At 40.9% G+C, this 26,321-nt stretch carries 28 protein-coding genes; 26 read left to right on the top strand and 2 right to left on the bottom strand.

Annotated features, from left to right (window positions below; all coding sequences use genetic code 11):
* Positions 1 to 24 precede the first annotated feature (24 nt).
* The 24 genes from codY to HMPREF3112_RS02385 all read left to right on the top strand — a co-directional run bounded on the left by codY (position 25) and on the right by HMPREF3112_RS02385 (position 23,715).
* Positions 25 to 810, top strand: a complete 786-nt coding sequence (codY, locus tag HMPREF3112_RS02500; RefSeq protein ID WP_002884784.1) for a GTP-sensing pleiotropic transcriptional regulator CodY — start codon at positions 25 to 27, stop codon at positions 808 to 810.
* 65 nt (positions 811 to 875) lie between these two features.
* The gene (locus tag HMPREF3112_RS02495) at positions 876 to 1,427 is read left to right on the top strand and encodes a cysteine hydrolase family protein (protein WP_070437872.1); all 552 of its coding nucleotides are present in this window, start codon (positions 876 to 878) and stop codon (positions 1,425 to 1,427) included.
* Between the two features lie 155 nt (positions 1,428 to 1,582).
* Positions 1,583 to 3,022, top strand: coding sequence for a 6-phospho-beta-glucosidase (locus HMPREF3112_RS02490; protein ID WP_070437869.1), 1,440 nt, complete (start codon positions 1,583 to 1,585; stop codon positions 3,020 to 3,022).
* Positions 3,023 to 3,216: 194 nt separating this feature from the next.
* The gene (locus HMPREF3112_RS02485; RefSeq protein ID WP_070437866.1) at positions 3,217 to 4,425 is read left to right on the top strand and encodes a glycosyltransferase; all 1,209 of its coding nucleotides are present in this window, start codon (positions 3,217 to 3,219) and stop codon (positions 4,423 to 4,425) included.
* Positions 4,426 to 4,428: 3 nt separating this feature from the next.
* Positions 4,429 to 5,310 (top strand): glycosyltransferase family 2 protein, encoded by an 882-nt coding sequence (locus tag HMPREF3112_RS02480; RefSeq protein WP_037611917.1) that lies wholly within the window; start codon positions 4,429 to 4,431, stop codon positions 5,308 to 5,310.
* A 50-nt stretch (positions 5,311 to 5,360) separates the two neighbouring features.
* Positions 5,361 to 6,659 carry a glycosyltransferase family protein gene (locus HMPREF3112_RS02475; RefSeq protein ID WP_070437863.1) on the top strand — a complete coding sequence of 433 codons (1,299 nt, stop codon included), beginning with the start codon at positions 5,361 to 5,363 and terminating at the stop codon, positions 6,657 to 6,659.
* Positions 6,640 to 8,112 carry a glycosyltransferase gene (locus HMPREF3112_RS02470; RefSeq protein WP_070437860.1) on the top strand — a complete coding sequence of 491 codons (1,473 nt, stop codon included), beginning with the start codon at positions 6,640 to 6,642 and terminating at the stop codon, positions 8,110 to 8,112. Before HMPREF3112_RS02475 ends, HMPREF3112_RS02470 begins: the two co-directional genes overlap by 20 nt.
* Before the next feature lie 139 nt (positions 8,113 to 8,251).
* Positions 8,252 to 8,554: an Asp-tRNA(Asn)/Glu-tRNA(Gln) amidotransferase subunit GatC gene (gene gatC / locus HMPREF3112_RS02465; RefSeq protein WP_002884769.1), complete on the top strand. Its 303-nt coding sequence runs from the start codon at positions 8,252 to 8,254 to the stop codon at positions 8,552 to 8,554.
* Entirely contained in the window at positions 8,554 to 10,020 is a 1,467-nt protein-coding gene (gene gatA, locus HMPREF3112_RS02460) for an Asp-tRNA(Asn)/Glu-tRNA(Gln) amidotransferase subunit GatA (protein WP_070437857.1), read from the top strand. The genes gatC and gatA overlap by 1 nt, the downstream gene beginning before the upstream one ends.
* Complete coding sequence (gene gatB / locus HMPREF3112_RS02455; protein ID WP_070437854.1) at positions 10,020 to 11,462, top strand: Asp-tRNA(Asn)/Glu-tRNA(Gln) amidotransferase subunit GatB; 1,443 nt, start codon at positions 10,020 to 10,022, stop codon at positions 11,460 to 11,462. Before gatA ends, gatB begins: the two co-directional genes overlap by 1 nt.
* 97 nt (positions 11,463 to 11,559) lie before the next feature.
* Positions 11,560 to 11,943, top strand: a complete 384-nt coding sequence (locus tag HMPREF3112_RS02450) for a hypothetical protein (RefSeq protein WP_070437852.1) — start codon at positions 11,560 to 11,562, stop codon at positions 11,941 to 11,943.
* Positions 11,944 to 12,018: 75 nt separating this feature from the next.
* A complete protein-coding gene (locus HMPREF3112_RS02445) occupies positions 12,019 to 12,936 on the top strand; it encodes a DMT family transporter (RefSeq protein ID WP_070437849.1) in 918 nt (305 codons plus the stop codon).
* A 136-nt stretch (positions 12,937 to 13,072) separates the two neighbouring features.
* Positions 13,073 to 13,600 carry a YqeG family HAD IIIA-type phosphatase gene (locus HMPREF3112_RS02440; protein ID WP_037602453.1) on the top strand — a complete coding sequence of 176 codons (528 nt, stop codon included), beginning with the start codon at positions 13,073 to 13,075 and terminating at the stop codon, positions 13,598 to 13,600.
* Positions 13,600 to 14,718 (top strand): ribosome biogenesis GTPase YqeH, encoded by a 1,119-nt coding sequence (gene yqeH / locus HMPREF3112_RS02435; RefSeq protein WP_070437846.1) that lies wholly within the window; start codon positions 13,600 to 13,602, stop codon positions 14,716 to 14,718. The genes HMPREF3112_RS02440 and yqeH overlap by 1 nt, the downstream gene beginning before the upstream one ends.
* A gap of 29 nt (positions 14,719 to 14,747) precedes the next feature.
* Positions 14,748 to 15,065, top strand: a complete 318-nt coding sequence (yhbY, locus tag HMPREF3112_RS02430) for a ribosome assembly RNA-binding protein YhbY (protein ID WP_002884193.1) — start codon at positions 14,748 to 14,750, stop codon at positions 15,063 to 15,065.
* Between the two features lie 107 nt (positions 15,066 to 15,172).
* A complete protein-coding gene (locus HMPREF3112_RS02425) occupies positions 15,173 to 15,805 on the top strand; it encodes a nicotinate-nucleotide adenylyltransferase (protein ID WP_021143701.1) in 633 nt (210 codons plus the stop codon).
* A complete protein-coding gene (gene yqeK / locus HMPREF3112_RS02420; protein ID WP_070437843.1) occupies positions 15,802 to 16,392 on the top strand; it encodes a bis(5'-nucleosyl)-tetraphosphatase (symmetrical) YqeK in 591 nt (196 codons plus the stop codon). The genes HMPREF3112_RS02425 and yqeK overlap by 4 nt, the downstream gene beginning before the upstream one ends.
* Positions 16,393 to 16,414: 22 nt before the next feature.
* Positions 16,415 to 16,768, top strand: coding sequence for a ribosome silencing factor (rsfS, locus tag HMPREF3112_RS02415; protein WP_070437840.1), 354 nt, complete (start codon positions 16,415 to 16,417; stop codon positions 16,766 to 16,768).
* Positions 16,769 to 17,207: 439 nt separating this feature from the next.
* Positions 17,208 to 17,948 (top strand): class I SAM-dependent DNA methyltransferase, encoded by a 741-nt coding sequence (locus HMPREF3112_RS02410; protein ID WP_290438583.1) that lies wholly within the window; start codon positions 17,208 to 17,210, stop codon positions 17,946 to 17,948.
* A 5-nt stretch (positions 17,949 to 17,953) separates the two neighbouring features.
* A complete protein-coding gene (locus HMPREF3112_RS02405) occupies positions 17,954 to 19,045 on the top strand; it encodes a nucleotidyltransferase (RefSeq protein ID WP_070437835.1) in 1,092 nt (363 codons plus the stop codon).
* Positions 19,046 to 19,186: 141 nt separating this feature from the next.
* Positions 19,187 to 19,441, top strand: a complete 255-nt coding sequence (locus HMPREF3112_RS02400; RefSeq protein WP_060971904.1) for a type II toxin-antitoxin system Phd/YefM family antitoxin — start codon at positions 19,187 to 19,189, stop codon at positions 19,439 to 19,441.
* Positions 19,442 to 19,444: 3 nt separating this feature from the next.
* Complete coding sequence (locus HMPREF3112_RS02395) at positions 19,445 to 19,699, top strand: Txe/YoeB family addiction module toxin (protein WP_060971903.1); 255 nt, start codon at positions 19,445 to 19,447, stop codon at positions 19,697 to 19,699.
* A 701-nt stretch (positions 19,700 to 20,400) separates the two neighbouring features.
* Positions 20,401 to 22,506, top strand: coding sequence for an AAA family ATPase (locus HMPREF3112_RS02390; protein ID WP_014634941.1), 2,106 nt, complete (start codon positions 20,401 to 20,403; stop codon positions 22,504 to 22,506).
* 432 nt (positions 22,507 to 22,938) lie between these two features.
* Positions 22,939 to 23,715 carry an FxLYD domain-containing protein gene (locus tag HMPREF3112_RS02385; protein WP_049546038.1) on the top strand — a complete coding sequence of 259 codons (777 nt, stop codon included), beginning with the start codon at positions 22,939 to 22,941 and terminating at the stop codon, positions 23,713 to 23,715.
* 31 nt (positions 23,716 to 23,746) lie between these two features.
* Here HMPREF3112_RS02385 and HMPREF3112_RS02380 read toward each other — a convergent pair whose 3' ends face one another.
* On the bottom strand, positions 23,747 to 24,046 hold the full coding sequence (locus HMPREF3112_RS02380; RefSeq protein WP_060972580.1) for a hypothetical protein: 300 nt from the start codon (positions 24,044 to 24,046) through the stop codon (positions 23,747 to 23,749).
* Entirely contained in the window at positions 24,043 to 24,462 is a 420-nt protein-coding gene (locus tag HMPREF3112_RS02375; protein WP_037599159.1) for an HIT family protein, read from the bottom strand. The genes HMPREF3112_RS02380 and HMPREF3112_RS02375 overlap by 4 nt, the downstream gene beginning before the upstream one ends.
* 64 nt (positions 24,463 to 24,526) lie before the next feature.
* Between HMPREF3112_RS02375 and HMPREF3112_RS02370 the strand changes: the two genes are divergently transcribed.
* Complete coding sequence (locus HMPREF3112_RS02370; protein WP_070437832.1) at positions 24,527 to 25,258, top strand: ABC transporter ATP-binding protein; 732 nt, start codon at positions 24,527 to 24,529, stop codon at positions 25,256 to 25,258.
* The gene (locus HMPREF3112_RS02365; protein ID WP_371106348.1) at positions 25,258 to 26,292 is read left to right on the top strand and encodes an ABC transporter permease; all 1,035 of its coding nucleotides are present in this window, start codon (positions 25,258 to 25,260) and stop codon (positions 26,290 to 26,292) included. Before HMPREF3112_RS02370 ends, HMPREF3112_RS02365 begins: the two co-directional genes overlap by 1 nt.
* The last annotated feature ends 29 nt before the right edge of the window (positions 26,293 to 26,321 follow it).

Below are 26,321 nucleotides of genomic sequence, written 5' to 3'. Positions count from 1 at the left end.
CAATAGAAAGTGAAGACAATAAATATGGCAAATTTGCTGGCTAAAACACGTAAAATTACATCTATCTTGCAACGCTCAGTAGACAGCTTGGAAGGAGATCTTCCATATAACAATATGGCTGCTCAATTGGCGGATATCATTGATTGTAACGCTGCTATCGTTAATGGTGGTGGTGCTCTCCTTGGTTTTGCCATGAAGTACAAAACCAACAATGATCGTGTAGAAGAGTTTTTTGAAGCTAAACAACTTCCAGAAGAATACACACGTGGAATCAGCCGTGTTTATGACACTCAAGAAAACATTGGTATTGACAGTGACTTGACCATTTTCCCTGTGGAATCAAAAGATGACTTCCCAGATGGTTTGACTACAATTGCCCCTATCTATGGTGGTGGGATGCGTCTTGGTTCTTTCATTATTTGGCGTAACGACCATGATTTTGTGGATGAAGATCTTATCTTGGTTGAGATTGCCTCTACGGTTGTTGGTTTGCAGTTGTTGAACCTTCAAACAGAGAACTTGGAAGAAACAATTCGTAAACAAACGGCTATCAACATGGCAATTAATACCTTGTCTTACTCAGAAATCAAGGCAGTTTCAGCTATCTTGAATGAGTTGGACGGTTTGGAAGGTCGCTTGACAGCGTCTGTTATCGCTGACCGTATCGGAATTACACGTTCAGTTATCGTTAATGCCCTTCGTAAGTTGGAATCAGCTGGTATTATTGAGAGCCGTTCACTCGGTATGAAAGGGACTTATCTTAAAGTCCTTAACGAAGGTATCTACGATAAATTGAAAGAATACGAATAAGAAGAATACTGAAAGAAAGTGAGGTAGGAGGAGCCTGCCCCACTTTTTTTAAAGGAGAAAGTAATATGACAAAGGCATTGATATCAATTGATTACTCTTATGATTTTGTGGCAGATGATGGGAAGTTGACGGCTGGTAAGCCTGCTCAAGCCATTGAAGACCGTATTGCTCAGGTAACTCAAGAGGCCTATGACAATGGGGATTATATCTTCGTTGCTATGGACCGACATGATGAAGGAGATACCTTCCATCCTGAAACCAAGCTCTTTCCACCGCACAATATTGCAGGGACGTCTGGGCGAGAACTTTATGGTAAGTTAGCTGAAGTATATGATGCTATCAAGGATGATAATCGTGTCTTTTGGATGGACAAGCGACACTATTCAGCCTTTTCGGGAACGGATTTAGATATTCGTTTGCGTGAGCGTCGTGTGACGACAGTTGTTTTGACAGGAGTTTTAACGGATATTTGTGTCCTACATACAGCCATTGATGCCTATAATTTGGGCTATGATATCGAGGTTGTAGCGAGTGCAACAGCTTCCTTGACACCTGAAGCTCATGACTTTGCTATTGGGCATTTTAAGAATGTTCTTGGAGCAACAATTGTGGAGTAAGAAGATTTATGATTGAGAGTGGGAATCTGTCCTACTCTCGTTTTTTGTCGAAATCATAGGATAGTATCAGTTTTTCGTAGTTTACTATAAGAAAACGATTCCATATTAGTATATACTATTACTGAAATAATCTTGAATCATAAAGAGGTAGAACAATGACTAAAAAAATGACTTTTCCTGATGGATTTTTGTGGGGTGGGGCGACAGCGGCCAATCAATGTGAGGGTGCCTATGATGCTGATGGGCGTGGTCTAGCCAATGTTGACGTGGTGCCAATTGGTGAGGATCGCCTTTCTATTATCACTGGACGTCGTAAGATGTTTGATTTTGAGGATGGCTATTTCTATCCAGCTAAGGAAAGTATCGACATGTACCATCGTTACAAGGAAGATATTGCTCTCTTTGGTGAAATGGGATTTAAGACCTATCGTCTTTCTATTGCTTGGTCACGTATTTTTCCTAAGGGTGATGAGGCTGAGCCAAATGAAGCTGGGCTTGCCTTTTACGAGGACCTCTTCAAAGAATGTCACAAGTATGGCATTGAGCCTTTGGTGACAATCACACACTTTGATTGTCCCATGCACTTGATTACAGAGTATGGTGGCTGGCGTAACCGTAAGATGCTTGGTTTCTATGAAAATCTTTGCCGTACCCTTTTCACACGTTATAAAGGTTTGGTTAAGTACTGGCTCACATTCAATGAAATCAATATGATTCTCCATGCACCATTTATGGGAGCAGGACTCTGCTTTGAAGAAGGTGAGAATGAGGAGCAGGTTAAATACCAGGCAGCTCACCATGAATTGGTAGCTTCGGCTATGGCGACGAAGTTGGCCTATGAGATTGACCCTGAAAATAAGGTTGGTTGTATGTTGGCAGCAGGTCAATATTATCCAAATACAGCCCACCCACGTGATTACTGGGCAGCCATGCAAGAAGATCGTAGTAGCTATTTCTTTATTGATGTTCAGGCTCGTGGAGAGTATCCAAATTATGCTAAGAAACAGTGGGAACGTGATGGCATTGAGATTGAGATGACTGAAGAAGATTTGGCTCTTCTCAAAGAGTATACAGTTGATTTTATTTCTTTCTCTTATTATTCAAGCCGTGTGGCTTCAGGTGATCCAGAAGTTAATGAAAAGACAGCAGGAAATATCTTTGCCTCTATTAAAAATCCATATTTGGAAGCTTCAGAGTGGGGCTGGCAAATTGACCCACTAGGTCTTCGTATTACCCTTAACGTTATTTGGGATCGTTACCAAAAACCGATGTTTATTGTTGAAAATGGTCTCGGTGCTGTGGATACACCAGATGAAAATGGTTATGTCGAAGATGATTATCGTATCGACTACTTGGCAGCCCACATCAAGGCCATGCGTGATGCTATCAATGAAGATGGTGTAGAGCTTTGGGGCTACACAACATGGGGCTGTATCGACCTTGTTTCTGCTGGAACTGGTGAAATGAAGAAACGTTATGGCTTCATCTATGTAGACCGTGACAACGATGGTAATGGTAGCCTGAAACGCTCTAAGAAGAAATCATTTAACTGGTATAAAGAAGTTATCGCAAGTAACGGTGCCTCTGTAGAATAGTCTATGAGTTGAGAGGTGTTCGCTGTTTTAAACCACGTGCTAGTCTGAATTCTATTTTACGCGTTTAACGAACACTAAAAGAAAATTGATCTCCAATTAAAGTCAGCCTTAGGGTTGGCTTTTTTTGTAAGAGATAGAAATTGTAATGTTTTCTAAAAAATGATATTCTTATTAGAGTTTGAGAGGAAGAAAACATGGGGAAAAAATCAGTTGTATTTGTAGCAGAGCTATCCTATATGGAAAAGTTAGAGGTGGCTCTAAAATCTTTGTGTGCACATAAAGGGCAGTGGAAAATTTATGTGCTAAATGAGAATTTACCAACAGAATGGTTTACGCTGATGAATCGTCGTCTAGAGGCTATTGATTCTGAAATTCTCAATTGTCGTGTGTCTGCCGAAAGCTTTAAACAATTTTCGCTTCCAAGTACGCATATTCATTATGCGACTTTTTTCCGTTATACAATTCCTGAGTTTGTTCAAGAAGATCGCGTTCTCTATTTGGATTGCGATATGATTTTTACGCAGGATTTGTCACCACTTTTTGAAGTGGATCTTGGCGGATTTGGTATTGGAGCGGTGGTGGACCGTCCGACGACGACAGATGGTTTTAACGCTGGCTTGATGGTTATTGATACCGATTGGTGGCGACAACACAAGGTGACAGACTCTCTTTTTGACTTGACAAAAGAGCATCATCAAAATGTTTATGGGGATCAAGGAATCATGAATCTTTATTTCAAGGATGCTTGGTATCAACTCCCATGGACCTATAATCTCCAAGTGGGTTCTGATAAGGACCAGTATGGTTATGGGGATTTGGAATGGTATGATGCTTTTAAAGGGGTACCAGCGGTTATTCATTACACTTCCCACAATAAGCCTTGGACGTCCAAACGTTTCAATCGTTTCAGGGATATTTGGTGGTTTTATTATGCCCTATCTTGGGAAGAAATCTTATTGAGAAAGCCGTCCTTAAAGCTTAGCTTTAGTGACATGGTAGGTGATTTTCCTTACCATACGGCGATTTATACTAATACTGCAGACATCTTTGAATTGGAACATTTGCTGCAGGCTCTTCCAGATGTAGCTTTTCATGTTTTGGCTCATTCTCATTTCGGGTTTAATTTGGTGAAGTTGGAGCAGTATCCAAACCTTATTCTCTATCCATCCTTTGATCCCTTGACTAGTCGAAAGGTCTTAGAAAAAATAGATTTCTATTTGGATATCAACCCATTTGACGAGGTTGATCATATCACAGAAACGATTCATCAGTTGGGGCTTCCGATTTTCTCTTTTGAAGGAACAAATCACGACCAAACTGGGCAAAATCAAGTGTTCAAGAATGACCAAGTAGACCAAATGGTAAAGGCTGTTCGAGATTATATAGATACGATTGAGAGATAGACCATGGAAAATAAAGAAGTAGTTAGTATTGTTATTCCCATTTATAATGTGGAAGCTTATTTAAAGCAGTGTTTGGAAACGATAGTGAATCAGACTTATCCAAACCTTGAAATCATTCTTGTCAATGATGGTTCGCCTGATAAGTCAGAGGAGATTTGCAAGGAATTTTTCAAGCGAGATTCACGTATTCGCTATGTGCGACAAGTTAATGGTGGCCTATCTGCAGCCCGAAATACAGGAATTGACCTAGCCACAGGTGATTACATCACTTTTGTAGACCCAGATGATTGGGTAACAGAGGATTATGTGGAGACCTTGTACACTCAGCTTAAGAAGTATGAGGCAGATGTTTCTATTGCCAATTATAACTTGTTCAACGAGAGTACCAGTAAGTTTTTGATTAAGGTAACGGAGAACGATTATTCTGAAACCCTTTATGAGGGGAGAGAGATTATAGACCAGGATGCCATTCAAGAGACAAGAGATATGGCCTGGGCATGTGCTATGATGAAACTCTACAAAATCTCCTTATTTGAGGACCTTCGTTTTCCTGTCGGGAAGAATGTCGAAGACAATTTCCTGATGTACAAACTCTTGTTAAAGGCCAATCGTGTTGTTCATACTGAAAAATGTATCTACTGGTACCGAGTGGGTCGTAAGGATACGCTGTCGCAGGTCTGGACAGAGAAGCGTGTCTTAGATGAGATGGAAGCCAAGAATGAAAAACTAGCTTTACTAGGTATGTTGGGCTATGATTTGACCTGGCACCGTTATATTTATAAGACACGCCTGAAGCGGGCGATTGAAAAAATGGAAGAAGCTAATCTTCAAGATACTGAGACCTATAAGACGGCGCAGGTTAACTTGAGATTTTTGGAGCAATAAAGGTCGAGGGTTAAGCTATTTATTGCTTGGATTAGTCAGAAAGGATAACTATGCTTATTATTGCACAAGAACCTAGTCAGGCAACGGAAAAACTGAGAAGATTACTAGACTCCTTTGGTATCCAATTCCGTGTGTTTTACACGAATTTTGAAACGGATGTTGATAAGGACACTATCAGTTTAGCATCGTCATTTATTTATTCATCAGAGGAAGATTATCAAGGGACACCACTCTTTTTTAACGATTTGTCAGTTCCTCTCTACTGGGAATTGTGGACTTTGGGGATTACGACCTACATTTTTGATGGTCAAGACCGCCGTGCCAGTGTCATTTTTCGTGACAATCTAAAGGAACGTACGGTCAAACAAGTCCAATGGTTTGGACAAGGGGAAAAAGTTGTTGCGGTTGATGATTATAATCGCTATGGCTGGCGGACCAAACAGCGTCTTCTGGATGATCAGGGGCAAGGCATTATGGATATTTACTTTAATCGTAACCAAGAAGAGGTCTTGCTTCACTATATTCAAGATGGGTACTTGATTGATCAGGGGTCTGAAGGAAGAGATAGGATTTTTTCAGGTAGGGAAGAATTAACTAAGGCTGTTTTGAATCAGATTCTGAAGTCAGACGAAGCTATCATCTGTATGGATTCCAATCTAATCCCGACATTGCAGACCTTGAATGTTAATCGTCTGGTCTATTGCTCCGATAGTCATGATGGTCTTGAGCTTATTCAAAATCAAGTGAATCATGTTTTGATTACTAATTATTATCCACAAGAGGAACGGAAGTCAGGCATGATTTATTTAGCTGGTGCGGAACAAGAAGGTTCTCAGACTTTTGTGCCTCAAGCCATGGTGATGACTGCTTCTGAAAATATTGAGGGCCTAGCTGACTTAATTGATGCTTTCCCGGATATTGACTTTCATATCGGAGCTCAAACTAGTATGGGGCCAAAATTGACTTGTCTAGAAGATAAGAGAAATGTCCATCTTTATCCAGGAATTCGTCAGGAGAAATATCAAGAGCTACTTAGGAATTGTTTCATTTATTTAGACTTGAATTATGGAAGTGAAGTGTCTGATGTAACTTTGGATGCGATTGAAAATGGGCAGTTGCTTTTTGGCTTAGAATCAACGGTTCATCGTCACTACTATAAGGACTTACCAACGGTCTATACTTCCTTAGAGCAACTAGAGCAGGGGTTCCGACAACTCATACAGCAAGCAGAGTTTTACCCTAAGGTTCTTAAAAGTCAGAAAGAGGTTTTGAAACTCGCCGAGAGGGAAGAAATCTTAGCTTTCTTTACTAGATTGGAGGGGGAAAAAGATGACGATTTACACCTTTAACCTATTGGTGGGCTATGAGCCCAATGGTGTGGATGTGGCCCAGGCGTCTAGAGCTTTGATGCTACGTGAATTAAATGAGCCTGCTAAGTTTATCTTTACGACCTGGCCACAACCCTATAAATTAGATTATTATCTTTCTTTGGGGCATCGCTACGAGGAACTCCTCCATGCCTATCTTAGCTTTACAGATCAAGACAGTCATATCCCATCTTTGACAGTGGGGGCCTTGCAGCAAAAATTTAAATTGACACGTCTAGATTTGAAGAGCCAAAGCGCAACAGACTCTGTGTATACTTGTTCTGATGGTACTTCTTTAGTCTTCAAGATGGATTCCTACCAAAAGGGTGGTGTGCGGTATGTAGACTACCACGTCAATGGTATGCTATTGAAGCGTGAGTGGTATGGAACAAGTAAATTAGTCACAGAATACTTTGAAAAAGGCATCATCATCCGAAGAAGTTATCATAATAAAGATGGTCGCATTGCCTTTGAAGAACTCAAGCAAGGAGCCAGTTGGTTATATAGGCTGGGCACTGAGATTTTAGTGACCAAGACAGAGGTCATGCGTCGTTTTCTAGCAAGGCTTCCTTTGACAGCTGAGGATACCTTGTTGCTGGATAGGGCTTCCTTGATGGAATTTATGCGACCGATTTATGAACTGGACTCACCTGCAAAGCTAGGTTTTGTTTTTCATTCAGAGCATGAGTTTGAAAATGGTGACCTCTACTATGAGTATTATTACATCTTTAAGTACGCCCAACGCTTTGACTTCTTTATCACAGCTACTGAAGCACAAAAGGCTGTTTTAGAAAATACCCTGCAAAAGCAAGGTGTCACAGACGCCGCTATTTATGCCCTAGCAGTGGGACATTTGGATAAGCTTAGTTTTCCAGAGGAGCAGAGGAAGCCTCTTAGTTTGATGACGGCTTCGCGATTGGACCCACGTAAACGCTTGGATTTGGCTATAAGAGCCGTTGCCCTTGCCCATCAAAAAGAGCCTAACCTTCGCTTTGACATCTACGGTAAAGGTGGGGAGCAAGAGAATCTACAAGATCTAATTGATACTTTAGGGGCGAATGATTACATCCAACTTAGAGGACATGCGGATTTGCGTGACGTCTACCCTCAGTATGAACTTTATGTCACTACCTCTCAGTGGGAGACCTTTGGTTTGACCCTGATGGAAGCGGTAGGAGCAGGTTTAGCCCTGGTTGGTTTTGATGCCCGTTACGGCAATCCAACCTTCATCAAAGATGGTGAGAATGGCTATCTGGTTACTTATAGCGAGACTATGGATGAGGACCTGCTTGTTTCTCAGATGGCGGATAAAATTGTATTTGCCTTAGAGAGTGATCTTGAGTCTATGCACCAAGTTTCATATGACCTGGCAAAACAGTATTTGAAACCTGAAATTCTAGAGGCTTGGAGAAAGCTCTTGATAGCCATACGATAAGTGTTTTGAAAAAGCTCTATCTCTGTAAACTGTAGTGACAAAAAAGTTACTACAGTTTTTTTATCCTCCAAGCAAAATAGGCTAAATTATGGTAAAATAGAAGGTATTGAAAAATCATCATTTCACGAAAGGAAGCAAGATGAAAATTACGCAAGAAGAGGTAACCCACGTTGCCAATCTTTCAAAATTGAAATTCTCTCCAGAAGAGACAGCTGAGTTTGCGACAACCTTGTCTAAAATTGTCGACATGGTGGAATTGTTGGAAGAAGTGGACACAACAGGTGTTGCCCCAACAACGACCATGGCTGACCGCAAGACCGTATTGCGTCCGGATGTTGCTGAAAAAGGGACTGACCGTGACCGCTTGTTTAAAAATGTACCTGAAAAAGATAACTATTACATCAAGGTACCAGCTATCTTAGAAGATGGAGGAGATGCCTAATGTCATTCAACAATAAAACCATTGAAGAGTTGCACGACCTCCTTGTCTCTAAGGAAATTTCGGCAACGGAATTGACACAAGCGACGCTTGATGATATCAAGGCGCGTGAAGAAGCAGTTAATGCCTTTGTAACGGTGGCCGAAGAAGCTGCCCTTGCACAAGCTAAGGCCATTGATGAAAAAGGAATCGATGCAGACAACCTCCTGTCAGGGATTCCACTCGCTGTCAAAGACAATATCTCAACAGATGGCATCTTGACCACTGCGGCTTCAAAAATGCTCTATAACTACGAGCCAATCTTTGATGCGACAGCTGTTGCCAATGCCAAAACCAAAGATATGATTGTCATCGGGAAGACCAACATGGATGAGTTTGCCATGGGTGGATCTGGTGAAACATCTTACTATGGCGCGACTAAAAACGCTTGGGACCACAGCAAGGTGCCTGGTGGATCTTCTAGTGGTTCAGCAGCTTCTGTAGCTTCAGGGCAAGTCCGTTTGTCCCTTGGTTCAGATACCGGTGGTTCTATTCGTCAACCAGCTGCTTTTAACGGGATTGTTGGTCTCAAACCTACTTATGGAACAGTTTCACGTTTTGGTCTCATTGCCTTTGGTAGCTCACTTGACCAAATTGGTACTTTCTCACCAACGGTTAAGGAAAATGCCCAATTGCTTAATGTCATTGCCAGTGAAGATGCCAAGGATTCAACATCTGCACCTGTTCGTGTAGCAGACTTTACTTCTAAGATTGGTCAAGACATTAAAGGCATGAAGATTGCCCTTCCTAAGGAATACCTCGGTGAAGGGATTGATCCAGAAGTCAAAGAAACCATCCTCAATGCGGCTAAACACTTTGAAAAATTGGGAGCAACTGTCGAAGAAGTCAGCTTGCCTCACTCTAAATACGGGGTTGCCGTTTACTACATCATCGCTTCATCTGAAGCTTCTTCAAACTTGCAACGTTTCGACGGTATTCGCTATGGTTTCCGTGCAGAAGATGCTAAAAACTTGGATGATATCTACGTGAACACTCGTAGTCAAGGCTTTGGCGATGAGGTCAAACGCCGTATCATGCTTGGTACCTTTAGTTTGTCATCTGGTTACTACGATGCTTACTACAAGAAAGCTGGTCAAGTCCGTACCCTTATTATCCAAGACTTCGAAAAAGTCTTTGCGGATTATGACCTTATCCTTGGTCCAACAGCTCCAAGTGTAGCCTTTGATTTGGATTCGCTCAACCATGATCCGGTTGCCATGTACTTGGCTGACCTCTTGACCATTCCAGTCAACTTGGCAGGTCTTCCAGGGATTTCGATTCCTGCAGGTTTTGCGCAAGGTCTTCCAGTTGGTTTGCAGTTGATTGGTCCTAAGTATTCTGAAGAAACCATCTACCAAGCTGCAGCTGCCTTTGAAGCAACGACGGATTACCACAAGCAACAACCCCTTATTTTCGGAGGTGACAATTAATGAACTTTGAAACAGTCATCGGACTTGAAGTCCACGTTGAATTGAATACAAACTCAAAAATTTTCTCACCAACCTCTGCTCACTTTGGAAATGAGCAAAATGCCAATACCAATGTGATTGACTGGTCTTTCCCAGGGGTGCTTCCTGTCTTGAACAAGGGTGTTGTAGATGCTGGTATCAAGGCTGCTTTGGCGCTGAATATGGATATCCATCAGCACATGCACTTTGACCGTAAGAACTATTTCTATCCTGATAATCCAAAGGCTTACCAAATTTCGCAATTTGACGAGCCAATCGGATATAACGGTTGGATTGAAGTGCAATTGGAAGATGGCTCAACCAAGAAAATCGGGATTGAACGGGCCCACTTGGAAGAAGATGCCGGTAAGAATACGCATGGAACAGATGGCTTCTCTTACGTAGACCTTAACCGTCAAGGGGTTCCATTGATTGAGATCGTATCTGAAGCAGATATGCGTTCTCCAGAAGAAGCTTACGCCTATTTGACAGCTTTGAAAGAAGTCATCCAGTACACTGGTATTTCAGACGTCAAGATGGAAGAAGGATCTATGCGTGTGGATGCTAACATTTCCCTTCGCCCATACGGTCAAGAGGAATTTGGTACCAAGACTGAGTTGAAGAACTTGAACTCTTTCTCAAACGTCCGTAAAGGTCTTGAATACGAAGTGCAACGCCAAGCGAAAATCTTGCGTTCAGGTGGTGTCATTCGTCAAGAAACACGCCGTTATGATGAAGCTAATAAGAGCACTATCCTTATGCGTGTCAAAGAAGGAGCAGCGGATTACCGTTACTTCCCAGAACCAGACCTTCCATTGTTTGAAATCTCAGATGAGTGGATCGAGGATATGCGTACTGAGTTGCCAGAGTTTCCAAAAGACCGTCGTGCTCGCTACGTGGCAGAGCTTGGTTTGTCTGACTATGATGCCAACCAATTGACAGCTACGAAAGTTACTTCAGACTTCTTTGAAGCAGCCGTAGCCCTTGGTGGCGATGCCAAACAAGTGTCTAACTGGCTCCAAGGTGAAGTCGCGCAATTCTTGAACGCAGAAGGCAAAACGCTTGAAGAAATCAAGTTGACACCAGAAAACTTGGTCGAAATGATTGCCATCATCGAAGATGGAACCATTTCATCTAAGATTGCCAAGAAAGTCTTCGTTCACTTGGCGAAAAACGGTGGCGGTGCGCGTGAATACGTCGAAAAAGCTGGTTTGGTACAGATTTCAGATCCTGAAGTCTTGATCCCAATCATCCACCAAGTCTTTGCAGACAATGAAGCAGCCGTAGCCGACTTCAAGTCAGGTAAACGTAACGCTGACAAAGCCTTCACAGGCTTCCTCATGAAAGCAACCAAAGGCCAAGCCAACCCACAAGTAGCCCTCAAGCTACTTGCTCAAGAATTGGCTAAGTTGAAAGAAGATTAATAGATAAAGAACCAGCCGAAAGGTTGGTTTTTTCTTTGCAATATTTGTGTTAGACTAGTTGGGAATATTTTTATAGAAGATTTTAGGAGGCAACCCTATGAACAAATTCTTAAGAGTCCTATTTATCCTCGTCATCCTGGCTATGACTGGTGCCATTATTTTTCAGCTATTTTTCCCAACCTATATGGGAAGTCACTCGGGGTACGGTATTTCAGTTGGTTGGCAGAGGGAGATTGGTATCTGGAATGTGGCAGTTCTAATCATCCTTCTTGCTGTGAATCTCAAGTACGATTGGTTTTATCTGAGAGCTGTACTGATAGCTTTGATTATTGGAGGCCTTGGAATTGGGACTAATCATTTCCTTAGCTATCTTCAACATCATCACTCAGTCAATGCTATTGGTGCTTTTGAAAATTATCTTTTAGTCCTTGGCTGGATTATCGGTTGGTGGCTTGAAAATTCCTCAAGAAAAACTGCTTAAGTTTTATGGGGTAACCGCTTACCTTATCCACTCTGTGATATAATAATTAAGCATTATCATAATCGAGGGAAACACATGTCTAAACAACTAAAGGGGAGCTTGATGGTATTGACAGCAGGAATTGCCTGGGGATTTTCAGGAGTTTCTGGTCAATACCTAATGGCTCATGGTGTTAATGTCAATCTTTTGACGAGTTTACGTTTGCTTTTGTCTGGTATTTTACTAACGGCTTCGGTCTTTTTTAGGCAGCGAGACAAATTAGTTCAAGCGATTAAAGATAAGAAAACCTTAGTGACCATCGCCTTATTTGCAGTCTTTGGTCTGGTTTTGAATCAGTATGCCTATCTTAGTGCCATCCAGCACACCAATGCTGGGACTGCGACTGTTCTACAGTATGTCACACCAGTCCTCATTCTGGCTTTTGTGTGTGCTAAGAACCGCAGATTTCCAACGGTTTCAGAGCTTGTGGCGATTATCATGGCTATTGTGGGAACCTTTATCATCGCCACACATGGTCAGCTGACAGAGTTGGCCATCACACCTATTGGCTTGTTCTGGGGCCTCTTTTCAGCGGTGACCTATGCGCTCTATATCTTATTGCCTGCTAAGGCTATTGAAAAGTGGGGCAGTCTGATTGTTATTGGGCTAGGCATGTTACTTGGTGGTTTGGTCTTTCCGATTGCTATCCAAGCCTGGAAGTATGAGTTACCCTTGACTAGTGGAAATCTTCTAGCTCTCTTTGGTTTGGTTTTTATCGGGACAGTCTTTGCCTATACGGTTTTCCTTAAGGGGACGACCATGGTTGGAGCCGTAAAAGGGAGTCTTTTAGCTTCGGTAGAGCCTGTGGCTTCTGTCATTTTAACGGTTTTAATTATGGGCGACCATTTCTTTGCCATTGATGTGGTTGGGATGATTTTAATTGTTCTTGCCGTTATTCTCATTTCACTTAAGGATTTAGTAGCCCTTAAAAAACAAGGAAAAATTCAGAGATAAGAATGGAGCCTGAGTGATTGTGGCTCTTTTCTTTATTGTTCTGTAAAGGATGTTCTTAAAAAATAGGACTTAAGTCCCACACATAAACCTTAAAAATATGGTAGAATAAGAGGTAAACTAACATTTTGGAGAGAAAATGACTATAGACGATTATAGGCCCCATTTTATGGTGGAGGCTGTTTATGATTTGAAACCTGACCAGCTACGTGAACACGGTATTCGTGCCGTCTTGGTCGATTTGGACAATACCTTGATTGCTTGGAACAACCCTGATGGGACTCCTGAGCTACGTGCTTGGTTAGATGAGATGACAGAGGCTGACATTCCAGTGGTTGTGGTCTCTAACAACAAGCATGAACGTGTGGAACGTGCGGTAGCCAATTTCCATGTGGATTTCGTGAGTCGTGCCATGAAGCCTTTCACTAAAGGTATTAATGAAGCGATTGAGCGTTACCACTTTAATCGAGACGAGGTCGTTATGGTGGGAGACCAGCTAATGACTGACATCAGAGCTAGCCACAGAGCTGGAATTCGATCGATTTTGGTCAAGCCTTTGGTGAAATCAGATGCTTGGGTAACCAAGTTTAACCGTTGGCGTGAACGTCGCATGTGGAAAAAGATTGAAAAAGCATATGGTCCAATGACCTTCAACAAAGGAATTTAATGGAAGAATTATTTTGTATTGGGTGTGGAGCCCAAATTCAAACAGAAGATAAAGAAAAAGCAGGTTTCACACCTGCTAGCTCTATTAAAAAGGCCGAAGAAACAGGTGAGTTATACTGCCAACGCTGTTTCCGTCTTCGTCATTACAATGAGATTGTGGATGTCCACATCACAGATGATGAATTTTTAAAATTGCTTCATGAAGTTGGTGATAGTGATGCCCTCGTTGTCAATGTCGTTGATATTTTTGATTTTAATGGATCAATCATACCAGGCTTATCACGCTTTGTTTCGGGTAACGATGTGCTCTTGGTTGGAAATAAAAAGGATATCCTACCTAAATCCGTAAAAGATGGTAAGGTAACCCAATGGTTGACAGAACGTGCCCACGAAGAAGGGATGCGTCCGGTGGATGTCATGTTGACATCTGCTCAAAATCATCATGCCATTAAAGAGCTAATCCAACGTATTGAAAACCTCCGTAAGGGTCGTGATGTCTATGTTGTTGGTGTGACGAATGTTGGTAAATCAACCTTAATTAATGCCATTATCAAGGAAATTACAGGTGATAAAGATGTTATCACAACCTCTCGTTTCCCTGGAACGACCCTTGATAAGATTGAAATCCCATTGGATGACGGTAGCTATATTTTTGATACACCAGGAATTATTCACCGACACCAGATGGCGCACTATCTGTCAGCGAAGGATCTCAAGTACGTTAGTCCTAAGAAGGAAATTAAGCCAAAAACTTACCAGTTAAATGCAGGACAAAGCCTATTCCTAGGCGGTCTTGGACGCTTTGACTTTATTGATGGTGATAAACAAGGATTTACAGCCTTCTTTGACAATAATCTAAAGCTTCATCGTACCAAACTAGAAGGCGCAGATGCCTTCTATGATAAGCATGTTGGAAGTCTCCTCATGCCTCCTGGGCCAAAGGAATTGGCTGATTTTCCAAAACTTGTTCGTCATGAATTTACTGTTAAAGATAAGACAGACATTGTCCTCTCAGGATTAGGATGGATCCGTGTCCAAGGAAAAGCTGACCAACCAACCATCGTTGCTGCTTGGGCACCAGAAGGTGTTGGCGTTGTCGTACGAAAAGCGATTATTTAAACTTAGTTAAGTAGTTAAAAGGAATAAACATGTCATTAACATCAAAACAACGTGCTTTCCTCAAATCGGAAGCACACACACTTAAACCTATTGTACAAATCGGGAAAAACGGTCTTAACGACCATATCAAAACTAGTGTTCGCAACGCCCTTGATGCCCGTGAATTGATCAAAGTAACCCTACTCCAAAACACTATGGAAGATATTCATGAGGTTGCTGAAATCTTGGAAGAAGAAATTGGCTGTGATACAGTTCTTAAGATTGGACGTATCTTGATTCTCTATAAAGAGTCAGCTAAAAAAGAAAATCGTAAGTTGTCACCAAAGGTCAAAGCTATCCAAAAATAGTTGCCGACTTTGCTTGGTGAAGGACAAACTAAGGTATAGGAACACTTTTGAAGCATTAAAGCTAGCCTTAAGACAGTTGTATAATGCTTGAAAAAGAGGAGGCGTACATGGCACTAGATCTCGTAACCCCATTTACAAAGGTTCAACTAGAGGAAGAAATCAAGGATACAGGCCGTAAGCAAGTGGGAATATTAGGTGGAAATTTCAATCCTGTCCACAATGCCCACTTGGTTGTTGCTGACCAGGTGCGTCAGCAGTTAGGTCTCGATGAAGTTCTTCTCATGCCTGAGTTTGAGCCACCTCATGTCGATAAAAAAGAAACCATTGATGAACAACATCGCCTAAATATGCTCATGTTGGCTATTAACGGCATTGAAGGTTTGGATATTGAAACCATCGAGTTGGAACGTAAGGGAATCAGCTATACCTATGACACTATGAAGCTCTTGACAGAGGCTAATCCTGATACGGATTATTACTTTATTATTGGAGCGGATATGGTCGAATACCTACCAAAATGGCATCGTATTGATGAACTAATCGAGATGGTCCAATTTGTTGGTGTTCAGCGTCCTAAGTATAAGGCTGGAACCTCATATCCCGTTATCTGGGTGGATGTGCCCCTTATGGATATTAGTTCGAGTGCAGTCAGAGCCTACATTAAGAAGGATCGTACACCTAACTTTATGGTGCCGCAGTCTGTACTTGCCTACATCAAGAAAGCGGGGCTCTATAAATGACCTATGAAAAATATCTAGACTATTCTCGTGAAGAACTTCTTGAAAAGGTTCGAGCAGTCATGAGTCCTAAACGCTTCAATCATGTTCTGGGTGTTGAGCGAGCTGCTATTGCTCTTGCTGAAAAGTACGGATATGATACTGAAAAAGCTGGCTTAGCTGGTTTGCTTCATGATTATGCCAAGGAACTTCCAAATCAGGAATTCTTGGAGCTTATCGATAAATATAAGCTTGATCCTGAATTAAAAAAATGGGGAAACAATGTCTGGCATGGTATGGTTGGGATTTACAAAATCCAAGAAGATTTGGGATTGACTGATCCCGAAATTCTACGCAGTATTGAGATCCATACCGTCGGAAGCCATGAAATGTCAACCCTAGATAAGATTGTCTATGTGGCTGATTATATTGAGCATAACCGTAATTTCCCTTTGGTAGAGGAAGCTAGACAAGTAGCAGAGCAATCCTTGGATAAGGCCGTTGCTTTTGAAACAGTCCATACGGTAGAACACTTGGCCCACCAAGCTCTACCGATTTTCCCGCAAACCTTAGAAACCTATAATGCTTTTGTGCATTACTTAAAAGATTAATAACAATTACTGGAGAATATCATTGACTAAAGAAAAATTACTTGAATTGGTTGTCAAAGCTGCTGATGAAAAGCGAGCTGAAGACATTGTTGCCCTTGATTTGTACGGCCTTACAAGCCTAACAGATTACTTTGTTATTTTGAGTGCAATGAATAGCCGTCAGTTGGAAGCTATTGCTGACAACATCCGTGAGAAAGTGAAAGAAGCTGGCCTTGACGCTAGTCACATGGAAGGTGACAACAAGGGTGGTTGGATTCTTTTGGATCTTAACGACGTCGTTGTTCACATCTTTACAGAAGATGAACGTGCTCACTATAACCTTGAAAAACTCTGGCACGAAGCACCAATGGTAGATGTGTCAGCTTATTTGGCATAAAAATTGAACTCAGTTGGCGACAACTGGGTTTTGTTGCTTAAACTAAAGATTTAATAGGAAGGATAGAGCCTTGTGTTTGGTTGGTTTGTTAACTGAATACGAGCTGAAAGCCGTGAGAAAAAGATAAACTTTCGTATCTAGTGATACGGCAGAAAGTTTCCTATTTTCTCTGTGCTTTTGACGCTCTTTGTATCTTAGAAAGGATTTGAACCCGTCCTGTAATCGTCGGAAAATAGACAGTTCTATGTCAAATTATCAATATTAAAATTTATTATTTGGCGCAGTAGCTGATTGGACTCTTCATTCGCTTTTTAAGCTCGGAAGAGTACCTAATCAGCCTTGCGGGGGTGAGACAACGAACGATTTTTTTAAGAAAACTCGTTCTGTCTCACTCCCCCTAATTTTCATTCCGATTATGGACGGACTTGGTATCATCATTATGGCTACTTATGAAACTTTTGCGGCGGTCTACGACGCTGTTATGGATGATAGTCTTTACGATTTGTGGACGGATTTCTCCCTCCGTCATTTGCCAAAGACTAAGGAAAAAAAGAAATTGCTTGAATTGGCTTGTGGAACTGGGATTCAATCTGTACGTTTTTCTCAAGCTGGTTTTGATGTAACTGGACTCGATTTGAGTGCTGATATGTTGAAGATTGCGGAGAAGCGTGCGTCTTCCGCCAAACAGAAAATTGACTTTATTGAAGGCAACATGTTGAATTTATCGCAAGCTGGTAAGTACGACTTTGTGACTTGCTACTCAGATTCAATCTGCTATATGCAGGACGAAGTAGAGGTTGGGGATGTCTTCAAAGAGGTTTACAATGTCCTCAATGAGGGTGGCGTCTTTATCTTTGATGTGCACTCAACCTATCAGACGGATGAGGTTTTCCCTGGCTATTCCTACCATGAAAATGCAGAAGACTTTGCTATGCTTTGGGATACCTATGAGGATGCGGCACCACATTCTATCGTCCATGAATTGACCTTCTTTGTCCAAGAGGAAGATGGAAGCTTTAGTCGACATGATGAGGTCCATGAGGAGCGTACCTATGAGGTCTTGACTTACGATATCTTGTTGGAGCAAGCTGGCTTCAAATCCTTCAAGCTTTACGCCGATTTTGAGGATAAGGAACCGACAGAAACTAGTGCACGTTGGTTCTTTGTAGCCCAAAAATAAGAGCTATGACAGTTACAGGTATTATTGCTGAGTTCAATCCTTTTCATAACGGCCACAAGTATCTCTTGGATCAGGCTGAAGGCGTAAAAATCGTTGCCATGTCCGGGAATTTTGTCCAGCGAGGTGAGCCAGCTATTGTGGATAAGTGGACTAGGGCTCAGATGACTTTGGAAAATGGGGCAGACCTCGTGGTTGAGTTGCCTTTCTTGACGGCAGTCCAGTCTGCCGATTATTTTGCTGCTGGAGCCGTCTATATCTTGTCACGACTGGGAATTGATAGCCTTACTTTTGGAACGGAAGAAGTCCTAGATTACCAGGCAATAGCAAATGTCTATGCTGAAAAGTCCGAGGACATGGAAGCCTTTGTGGAAAACTTGCCGAGTGACCTATCTTATCCACAGAAGACGCAAAAAATGTGGGAGAAATTTGCTGGTGTGGACTTTACTGGCAATACACCCAATCATATCCTAGGATTAGCCTATGCCAAAGCTTGTGCTGGTAAGGGCATTAAGTTGAATCCTATCCAGAGACAAGGGGCTGGCTATCATTCCTCAGACAAGGAAGTATCTTTCGCCTCAGCGACCAGTCTACGTCTCCACAAGCAAGATAGTGATTTTGTGGATAAGTTCATGCCCAATAGCAAACTTTTTCAGACTTCTCCACAGGTCTCTTGGGATAATTATTTCCAATTGCTGGTTTATCAGATTCTTACACACCCTGATTTGACCAGTGTTTTTCAGGTGAATGAAGAGATTGCCAGTCGTTTAAAAGCTGCTATCCGTGAGGCCTCTTCTGTGGAGGAATTGGTGGATAAGGTAGCAACTAAACGATATACAAAGGCTCGTGTACGTCGTATTTTGACTTATATCCTGGTCGGAGCTGTGGACAACTCTCTGCCTGAATCCATTCATGTGCTTGGGTTTTCTCAAAAAGGGCAGTCTCATCTCAAATCTGTGAAAAAGACTGTGGATATAGTGGCTCGGATTGGAAGGGAACCTTGGGATATGCTTACACAACAAGCGGATAATGTTTATCAATTAGGTAACTCCGAGCTTTGCGAACAAAACTTTGGACGTGTACCGATTAGAGTAAAATAGTTTTATAGAAGGTCTACCTTTGGTAGGCTTTTTTAATCTTTTTTCGAATAAATGTTATAGAAAGTATAAACTTGTCAGGAACTTGTACAAGTTTATACTTTTGGTATATAATAAAGGAAAAGAGGAAAATGAGGTATGCTAATGGAAGCAGTCGTCTATTCAACGTTTCGAAATCATTTGAAGGATTATATGAAAAAGGTTAATGATGAATTTGAACCTCTAGCTGTAGTCAATAAAAATCCTGATGAAGATATTGTAGTGGTCTCAAAGAGTGAGTGGGATAGCATTCAAGAAACATTGCGTATTGTTCAAAATAAAGAACTATCAGACAAGGTTTTAAGAGGAATGGCTCAGGTACGTGCTGGAGAGACTCAAGAGCATGCACTAAAGGAGTAGAAAATGTTACTCACTTTCACTGAAGATGCATGGATAGATTATTGTTATTGGCAAAATCAGGACAGGAAGACACTTAAGCGAATCAATAAGCTGATTAAAGACATTCAACGGGATCCTTTTTCAGGTATTGGGAAACCAGAGCCCTTGAAGTATGACTTTCAAGGAGCTTGGTCTCGGCGAATTGATGCTGAAAATCGTTTGATTTATATGATTGATGGTAAGAGTGTCGCCTTTCTCTCTTTTAAAGATCATTATTAGGTCTACCTCTGGTAGGCTTTTTTTACTTTCCGTAAATTATTTTCCAAAAGGTCAAAAAAGATCAAGCAAAACTATTGACCTATACTGACCAATGGTGTATTATAATCTCATAAGGACTTAGCTTCCTTATAAATCTTGCAGTGCTTGCCTAAATACTTGTCATAAAGTTATTTTGGTTTGACTGCAAAAAAATATGACAAAGGTCAAAAAAAGTCAAAAAAACTATTGACTATTACTGACCAATGTTGTACAATATAAACATAAGGAAATGAAATCCTTATGAAGGCTGTGTCAATAGCCCATATACCAATAAAAAGGATTGCAGCTAGTCTGCAAAAATTTTCATCTGAAAGGTCAGTAAAAGTCAAAACTAAATTCTTGACCCAAGCAGATGAAAGGTATATGATACAGCTATAAGGAAAAAGGTTTCCTTAATCTACAAGTTTCTTTCTGAAAGAGGCTTAGAAGTTAGCTATATTGAGAGATTCACAGAAAGAAGGTGGCTCTTATGCTAAATGACAATTTATTTAAGACTGTGAAAGTTCTCAGTCTCCTACCAAGAGCAAAACCTGAAATTATTAGAAGAGTAGTTGAAGCTACTAAAAATTTTTAGGGTTTTGGTCAGTAAAAGTCAAAAAACACATTAACATAAAAATAACACTTAAAAAATTTCACAAGAAAACACAAAACGAGGTAATTATATGAACAACAACTTTAACAATATGGACGATCTTTTCAATCAATTGATGGGGAACATGGGTGGTTACCGTTCAGAAAACCGTCGCTACATGATTAACGGTCGTGAAGTGACACCTGAAGAATTTGCTATCTACCGTCAAACAGGTCAATTGCCTAGTAATGAAGGTGAAGCAGTGAACCCAACTCAACATCAAGGTAAAGGACCTAAACAAGATGGTATTCTTGCTAAACTTGGTCGTAACTTGACTGAAGAAGCTCGCGAAGGTAAATTGGATCCTGTTATCGGACGTAACAAAGAAATCCAAGAAGCTTGCGAAATCTTGGCTCGTCGTACCAAGAATAACCCAGTCCTTGTCGGGGACGCTGGTGTTGGTAAAACAGCTGTAGTTGAAGGTTTGGCTCAAGCTATCGTTAATGGTGATGTCCCAGCTGCTATCAAGAACAAAGAAATCATCTCAATTGATATTTCTGGACTTGAAGCTGGTACGCAATACCGTGGTAGCTTTGAAGAAAACATTCAAAACTTGGTAAATGAAGTCAAAGAAGCTGGAAATATTATCCTCTTCTTCGATGAAATCCACCAAATTCTTGGTGCCGGAAGCACTGGCGATGGCCAAGGGTCTAAAGGTCTTGCTGATATCTTGAAACCTGCTCTTTCACGTGGTGAATTGACAGTGATTGGTGCAACAACTCAGGATGAATACCGTAACACTATCTTGAAGAACGCTGCTCTTGCTCGTCGTTTCAACGAAGTTAAGGTTAATGCTCCTTCTGCTGAAGATACCTTCAAGATTCTCCAAGGTATCCGTGATCTTTATGAAAAACACCACAATGTTATCTTGCCAGATGATGTCTTGAAAGCAGCAGTAGATTTCTCTGTCCAATACATTCCACAACGTAGCTTGCCAGATAAGGCTATCGACCTTGTCGATGTAACAGCGGCTCACTTGGCTGCTCAACACCCAGTGACTGATGTGAATGCTGTTGAACATGAAATCGAAGAAGAAAAAGCTAAACAAGAAGCTGCAGCTGCCAAAGAAGACTACGAAGCAGCTCTAAATGCTAAAGTTCGCATTGAAGAACTTGAAAAGAAAATTGCTAACCACACAGCAGACCTTAAAGTCACTGCAACTGTTAACGATGTGGCTGAATCTGTAGAACGTATGACTGGTATCCCAGTATCGCAAATGGGAGCAACTGATATCGAACGTTTGAAAGATATGGGCCACCGTTTGCAAACTAAGGTTATCGGTCAAGATAAAGCCGTTGAAGCAGTGGCACGTGCCATCCGTCGTAACCGTGCAGGATTTGACGAAGGTAACCGTCCAATTGGTAGCTTCCTCTTTGTAGGACCTACTGGTGTTGGTAAAACTGAGTTGGCTAAACAATTGGCTCTTGATATGTTCGGAACAAAAGATGCTATCATCCGTTTGGACATGTCAGAATACAGCGACCGCACAGCCGTTTCTAAATTGATTGGTACAACAGCTGGTTATGTTGGTTATGATGACAATAGCAATACTTTGACAGAACGTGTTCGCCGTAACCCATACTCAATCGTCCTTCTCGACGAAATTGAAAAGGCTGACCCTCAAGTCATCACCCTTCTCCTCCAAGTTTTGGATGATGGTCGTTTGACAGATGGTCAAGGTAACACTGTAAACTTCAAGAATACTGTGATTATCGCAACTTCAAACGCTGGCTTTGGTTACGAAGCTAACTTGACAGAAGATGCTGATAAACCAGAACTTATGGATCGTTTGAAACCTTACTTCCGTCCAGAATTCCTTAACCGTTTCAATGCTGTCATCGAATTCTCACACTTGAGCAAAGAAGATCTTTCTAAGATTGTAGACCTTATGTTGGTTGAAGTTAACAAGACGCTTTCTAAGAAAGACATTGACTTGGCAGTTAGCGAAGCTGCTAAAGAATACATGACTGAAGAAGGCTACGACGAAGTCATGGGTGTTCGTCCACTCCGCCGTGTGGTTGAACAACAAATCCGTGACAAAGTCACAGACTTCCACTTGGATAACCTTGATGCTAAACACCTAGAAGCTGATATGGAAGATGGTGTCTTGGTTATCAAAGAAAAAGATGCTAAATAAAAAGCATAAAGCCTCCTAATCCTATTTATGAAGCAGAGATGTTAAACGTCTCTGCTTTTCTTTTTATAAATTTTTTAGACTTTCCTTGGGTGCTAGGGACGGAAGTGACTTCCTAGCGGATTCCATTCCTAAGATTTGAGCCTGGGTCTCAAATCTTCCGAGTGAGGGAAACATTATTGCTTCTCTCACTTTTAGCACAGCGGAAAGTATCTGATCTATACAGAGTGGGGTGAGTAAGAATTTGATAATAGCAAGCGTATTCAAAATTGTCTGTATAGAGTCAAGCGAGAGAAGAAAATAAAAGTATTAGGTTAACTCATTTGTAATAATCTGAAAAAACATAAAAAAATTTATTTTATTTTCATAAATAGTTGACAGTTAGTAAAATTAAAAATATAATATATAACGAAAATTAAATAGTGAGGAAATTTTATGAAAAAGATTACTATTCTATTATTGCTTTTGATTGGGATTGTTACATTATCAGCTTGTACAAACTCTAATGAAAGTAAAACGTATGATGGAGCTTTTATAAAGTCTTTAGCCAAGGGTCTAGATGCTCGTTGGAAGTATATTGATAATGAAAAAAGTGACTCGGCTAGTTCGTTTAAAAAAGCAATTAATAAAGAATTAGATGAAATTAGTGAATATAAAGATAAGAAGTTTAAGGATAGTAAACTTCAAGAGTTAGCAATTTCTTATATTAATGAATTAAATAATGGATTAGAAATTGCGAAAACATATGGTTCGGATAGTTTTGAAACCAAGTGGGATGAGCATATTGGTAAAAGAACATCCTTACTTTCTGCAATAGATAAAATAAATTCTATTCCAGTACAAGATAAAGATAGTTTATCAGAGTTACTTGCTCAAGGAAATGAAGTTAAAGATAACAATGCAAAGAAAGAAGCTATTGAAAATCTTGTTAAGAATATCAATTTTACAGTAGATAATACTAAATCTAATGAATATACAAAATATTATTCTGCAACAGTTGAGAATACAACAGAATATTTAATAAAAGATATCTACTTAACAATTAATTTGGTAAATGCTGACGGTGTTACAGTTGGTACGCAGTACGTATCTGCTAATAACTGGGCTCCATCTGGTAAGACTCTGTTTGAGTTCTCTCAGTTTAAGGGTGATAATGAGTTTACAACAACTCAAGTCTCTATAAGTTCTTTTAATGCTGAAAAAACTGAATAACAAAAAGGTAAGTAGCACAGGCTACTTACCTTTATTCTTTATCATCACCTTGATACTTTTGCAAGCGTTCTTGGATGATATTGAGTCGGGGTTCGAGGTCTTTCTTGAAGACACGTGTTTTATAGTTGAGGTCTTGCTTAATGTCAGCAAGAACAAGGTTTTGTTCCTTGATGATGTCAAGGTTGCGTTTGATATTGTCCAAATCGTAGGAGATATTTTCTCGTGATTGGTTGAGGTCTAGGATTTCCTCTTTGATGTCTTCACGTCGTTTATAGGCGTAGTAGGCACCGTAGGCGAGGGCTCCAAGAGCTAGAAAGCGTCCAATTTTCATTCTGTTACCTCTTTAGCGATGCTGTCAGCAAGGTCAGCCAGGGCAGCGAAGTCTGGTTCGTGTTCGTCAAATCCCATGTGGATACCATCGTCTGCACCGTAACGAGGAACGAGATGAATATGAGCGTGGAAGACGGTTTGTCCAGCAACTTCTTCGTTGTTATTAAGGATATTCATGCCGATTGCTCTAGTTGCTTTTTGCACGGCACGAGCAATTTTTGGAACACGGCTAAAGACAGTCTCAGCAGTCTCAGCAGACATTTCTAAGATGTTACGAACGTGCTCTTTAGGAATAACCAAGGTATGTCCTTTTGTAGCTTGTGAAATATCGAGGAAGGCTAGAACCTTGTCGTCCTCGTAGACTTTTGATGAAGGGATTTCTCCAGATATAATTTTACAGAAAATACAATTATCCATAATAACGACCTTTCCATGAGTTTTTGTTATAATAGATTATATCATACCAAAGAGAGAAAAGATAATGCTTAAATTAGAAAAGGTGACGGGTGGTTACGCTAATATTCCCGTCCTAAAAGATGTGACTTTTGAGGTGGCTGATGGCGAATTAGTTGGTCTTATCGGTCTTAATGGTGCTGGGAAATCAACAACAATTAACGAGATTATTGGTCTCTTAACACCTTATGGGGGACAGATTGCCATTGATGGGTTAACCATTCAGCAAGATTCAGCTAGCTATCGTCAGAAGATTGGTTACATCCCTGAAACGCCAAGCCTCTATGAAGAATTGACGCTTCGTGAACATTTGAAAACGGTGTTGATGGCCTATGGTCTTGATGTGACTGAAGGAATGGCACGTGCGGACAAGTACCTTAAGCTCTTTCGTTTAGATGAAAAGCTAGATTGGTTCCCGACTCAGTTTTCAAAGGGGATGAAGCAGAAGGTCATGATTATCTGTGCCTTTATTGTGAATCCAAGTCTTTTCATTGTTGATGAGCCCTTCCTAGGTTTGGATCCCTTGGCGATTTCGGACTTGATTGAGCTTTTGGCTGAGGAAAAAGCGAATGGTAAGGCGATTCTCATGTCTACCCACGTTTTGGATTCGGCTGAGAAAATGTGTGATCGCTTTGTGATTTTGCACCATGGACAGGTCTTAGCACAGGGGACTCTCGAGGAGCTCCGTCAGACTTTTGGCGACGATAGTGCTAGTCTTAACGATATCTACATGCAGTTAACTAAGGGAGAATTGTCATGATAGCTAAGCTATTTAAGGAGCGTAGCAAGCGATTCAATGCCCGCTGTGCTAAGTATAGTCGCTACGTTTTTAATGATCATTTTATCTTGGTTCTTCTCTTTCTGCTAGGCTTTGTCTTGGTTCAGTATAGCCAGTTGCTGAAGCATTTTCCAAAAAATCCGTGGGCAATCATTCTTGGCTTGCTTGTGCTTTGTCTGTTATTACCTTTCTGGGGGAATATTGCGACTTATCTAGAACCTGCGGACAAGCACTACCTTTTGGTTAAGGAAGAAGAGGTACTAGACCATGTTAAGAAGGCAACAGGACGTGCTTTTAGATTTTGGTTAATAGTACAAACCCTGATTTTTATTTTGGTTATTCCTCTCTTTTTAGCCTTGGGACTTCCAGTTTGGGGAGTTATCCTTGTAGCTGTGGCTATGGCTATTCTTAAGTACTTCATTTTTCAGAAAAAGGCTCAACCTTTTTATAAGCAGTCTGGACTGAATTGGACTGAGGCTATTGCAGCGGAAAATAAGCGTCAACAATCGATTCTGAAGTTCTTTTCACTCTTTACCAATGTTAAAGGGATTACGTCGAGTGTTAAACGCCGTGCTTATTTGGATGGTATTCTCAAACGTACAAAGAAAGACAAGGAACATACTTGGTACAATCTTTACCTAAGAGCCTTCTTGCGTTCTGGGGATTACTTTGCCCTTAGTTTACGCCTGTTTGCCCTAACACTTCTAGTTATCTTTTTGGTTCCTGAAAAATGGTTGGCTATGGTGCTTGTGGTTGTTTTTGATTACCTCTTGCTCTTTCAGCTCACGGCACTTAAATCGCACTTTGCTTATCAGAGAATGGCTAACCTTATGCCAGTTGGAAAAGACATGCAGGTAAGCAATCTTAAGCGCTTGATTAGCCAGATTGTACTTGGGATGACTCTGGTACAGGCTATTTGTCTCTTCGACCTTAAGTTTAGCCTGATTTTGGTTGGAATGATGCTAGTTCTGAGCCTTGTTTACCTACCAGCCAAGCTTAAGAAGATGATTGACTAACACCTATTAAATAAGTTAAAATAGAAACG

It is taken from the genome of Streptococcus sp. HMSC10E12 (assembly GCF_001807855.1).
Classification (GTDB): Bacteria; Bacillota; Bacilli; order Lactobacillales; family Streptococcaceae; genus Streptococcus; species Streptococcus salivarius.
The sequence above is the reverse complement of the archived record's forward strand: the minus strand, read 5'-3'. Positions and strand labels throughout refer to the sequence as shown.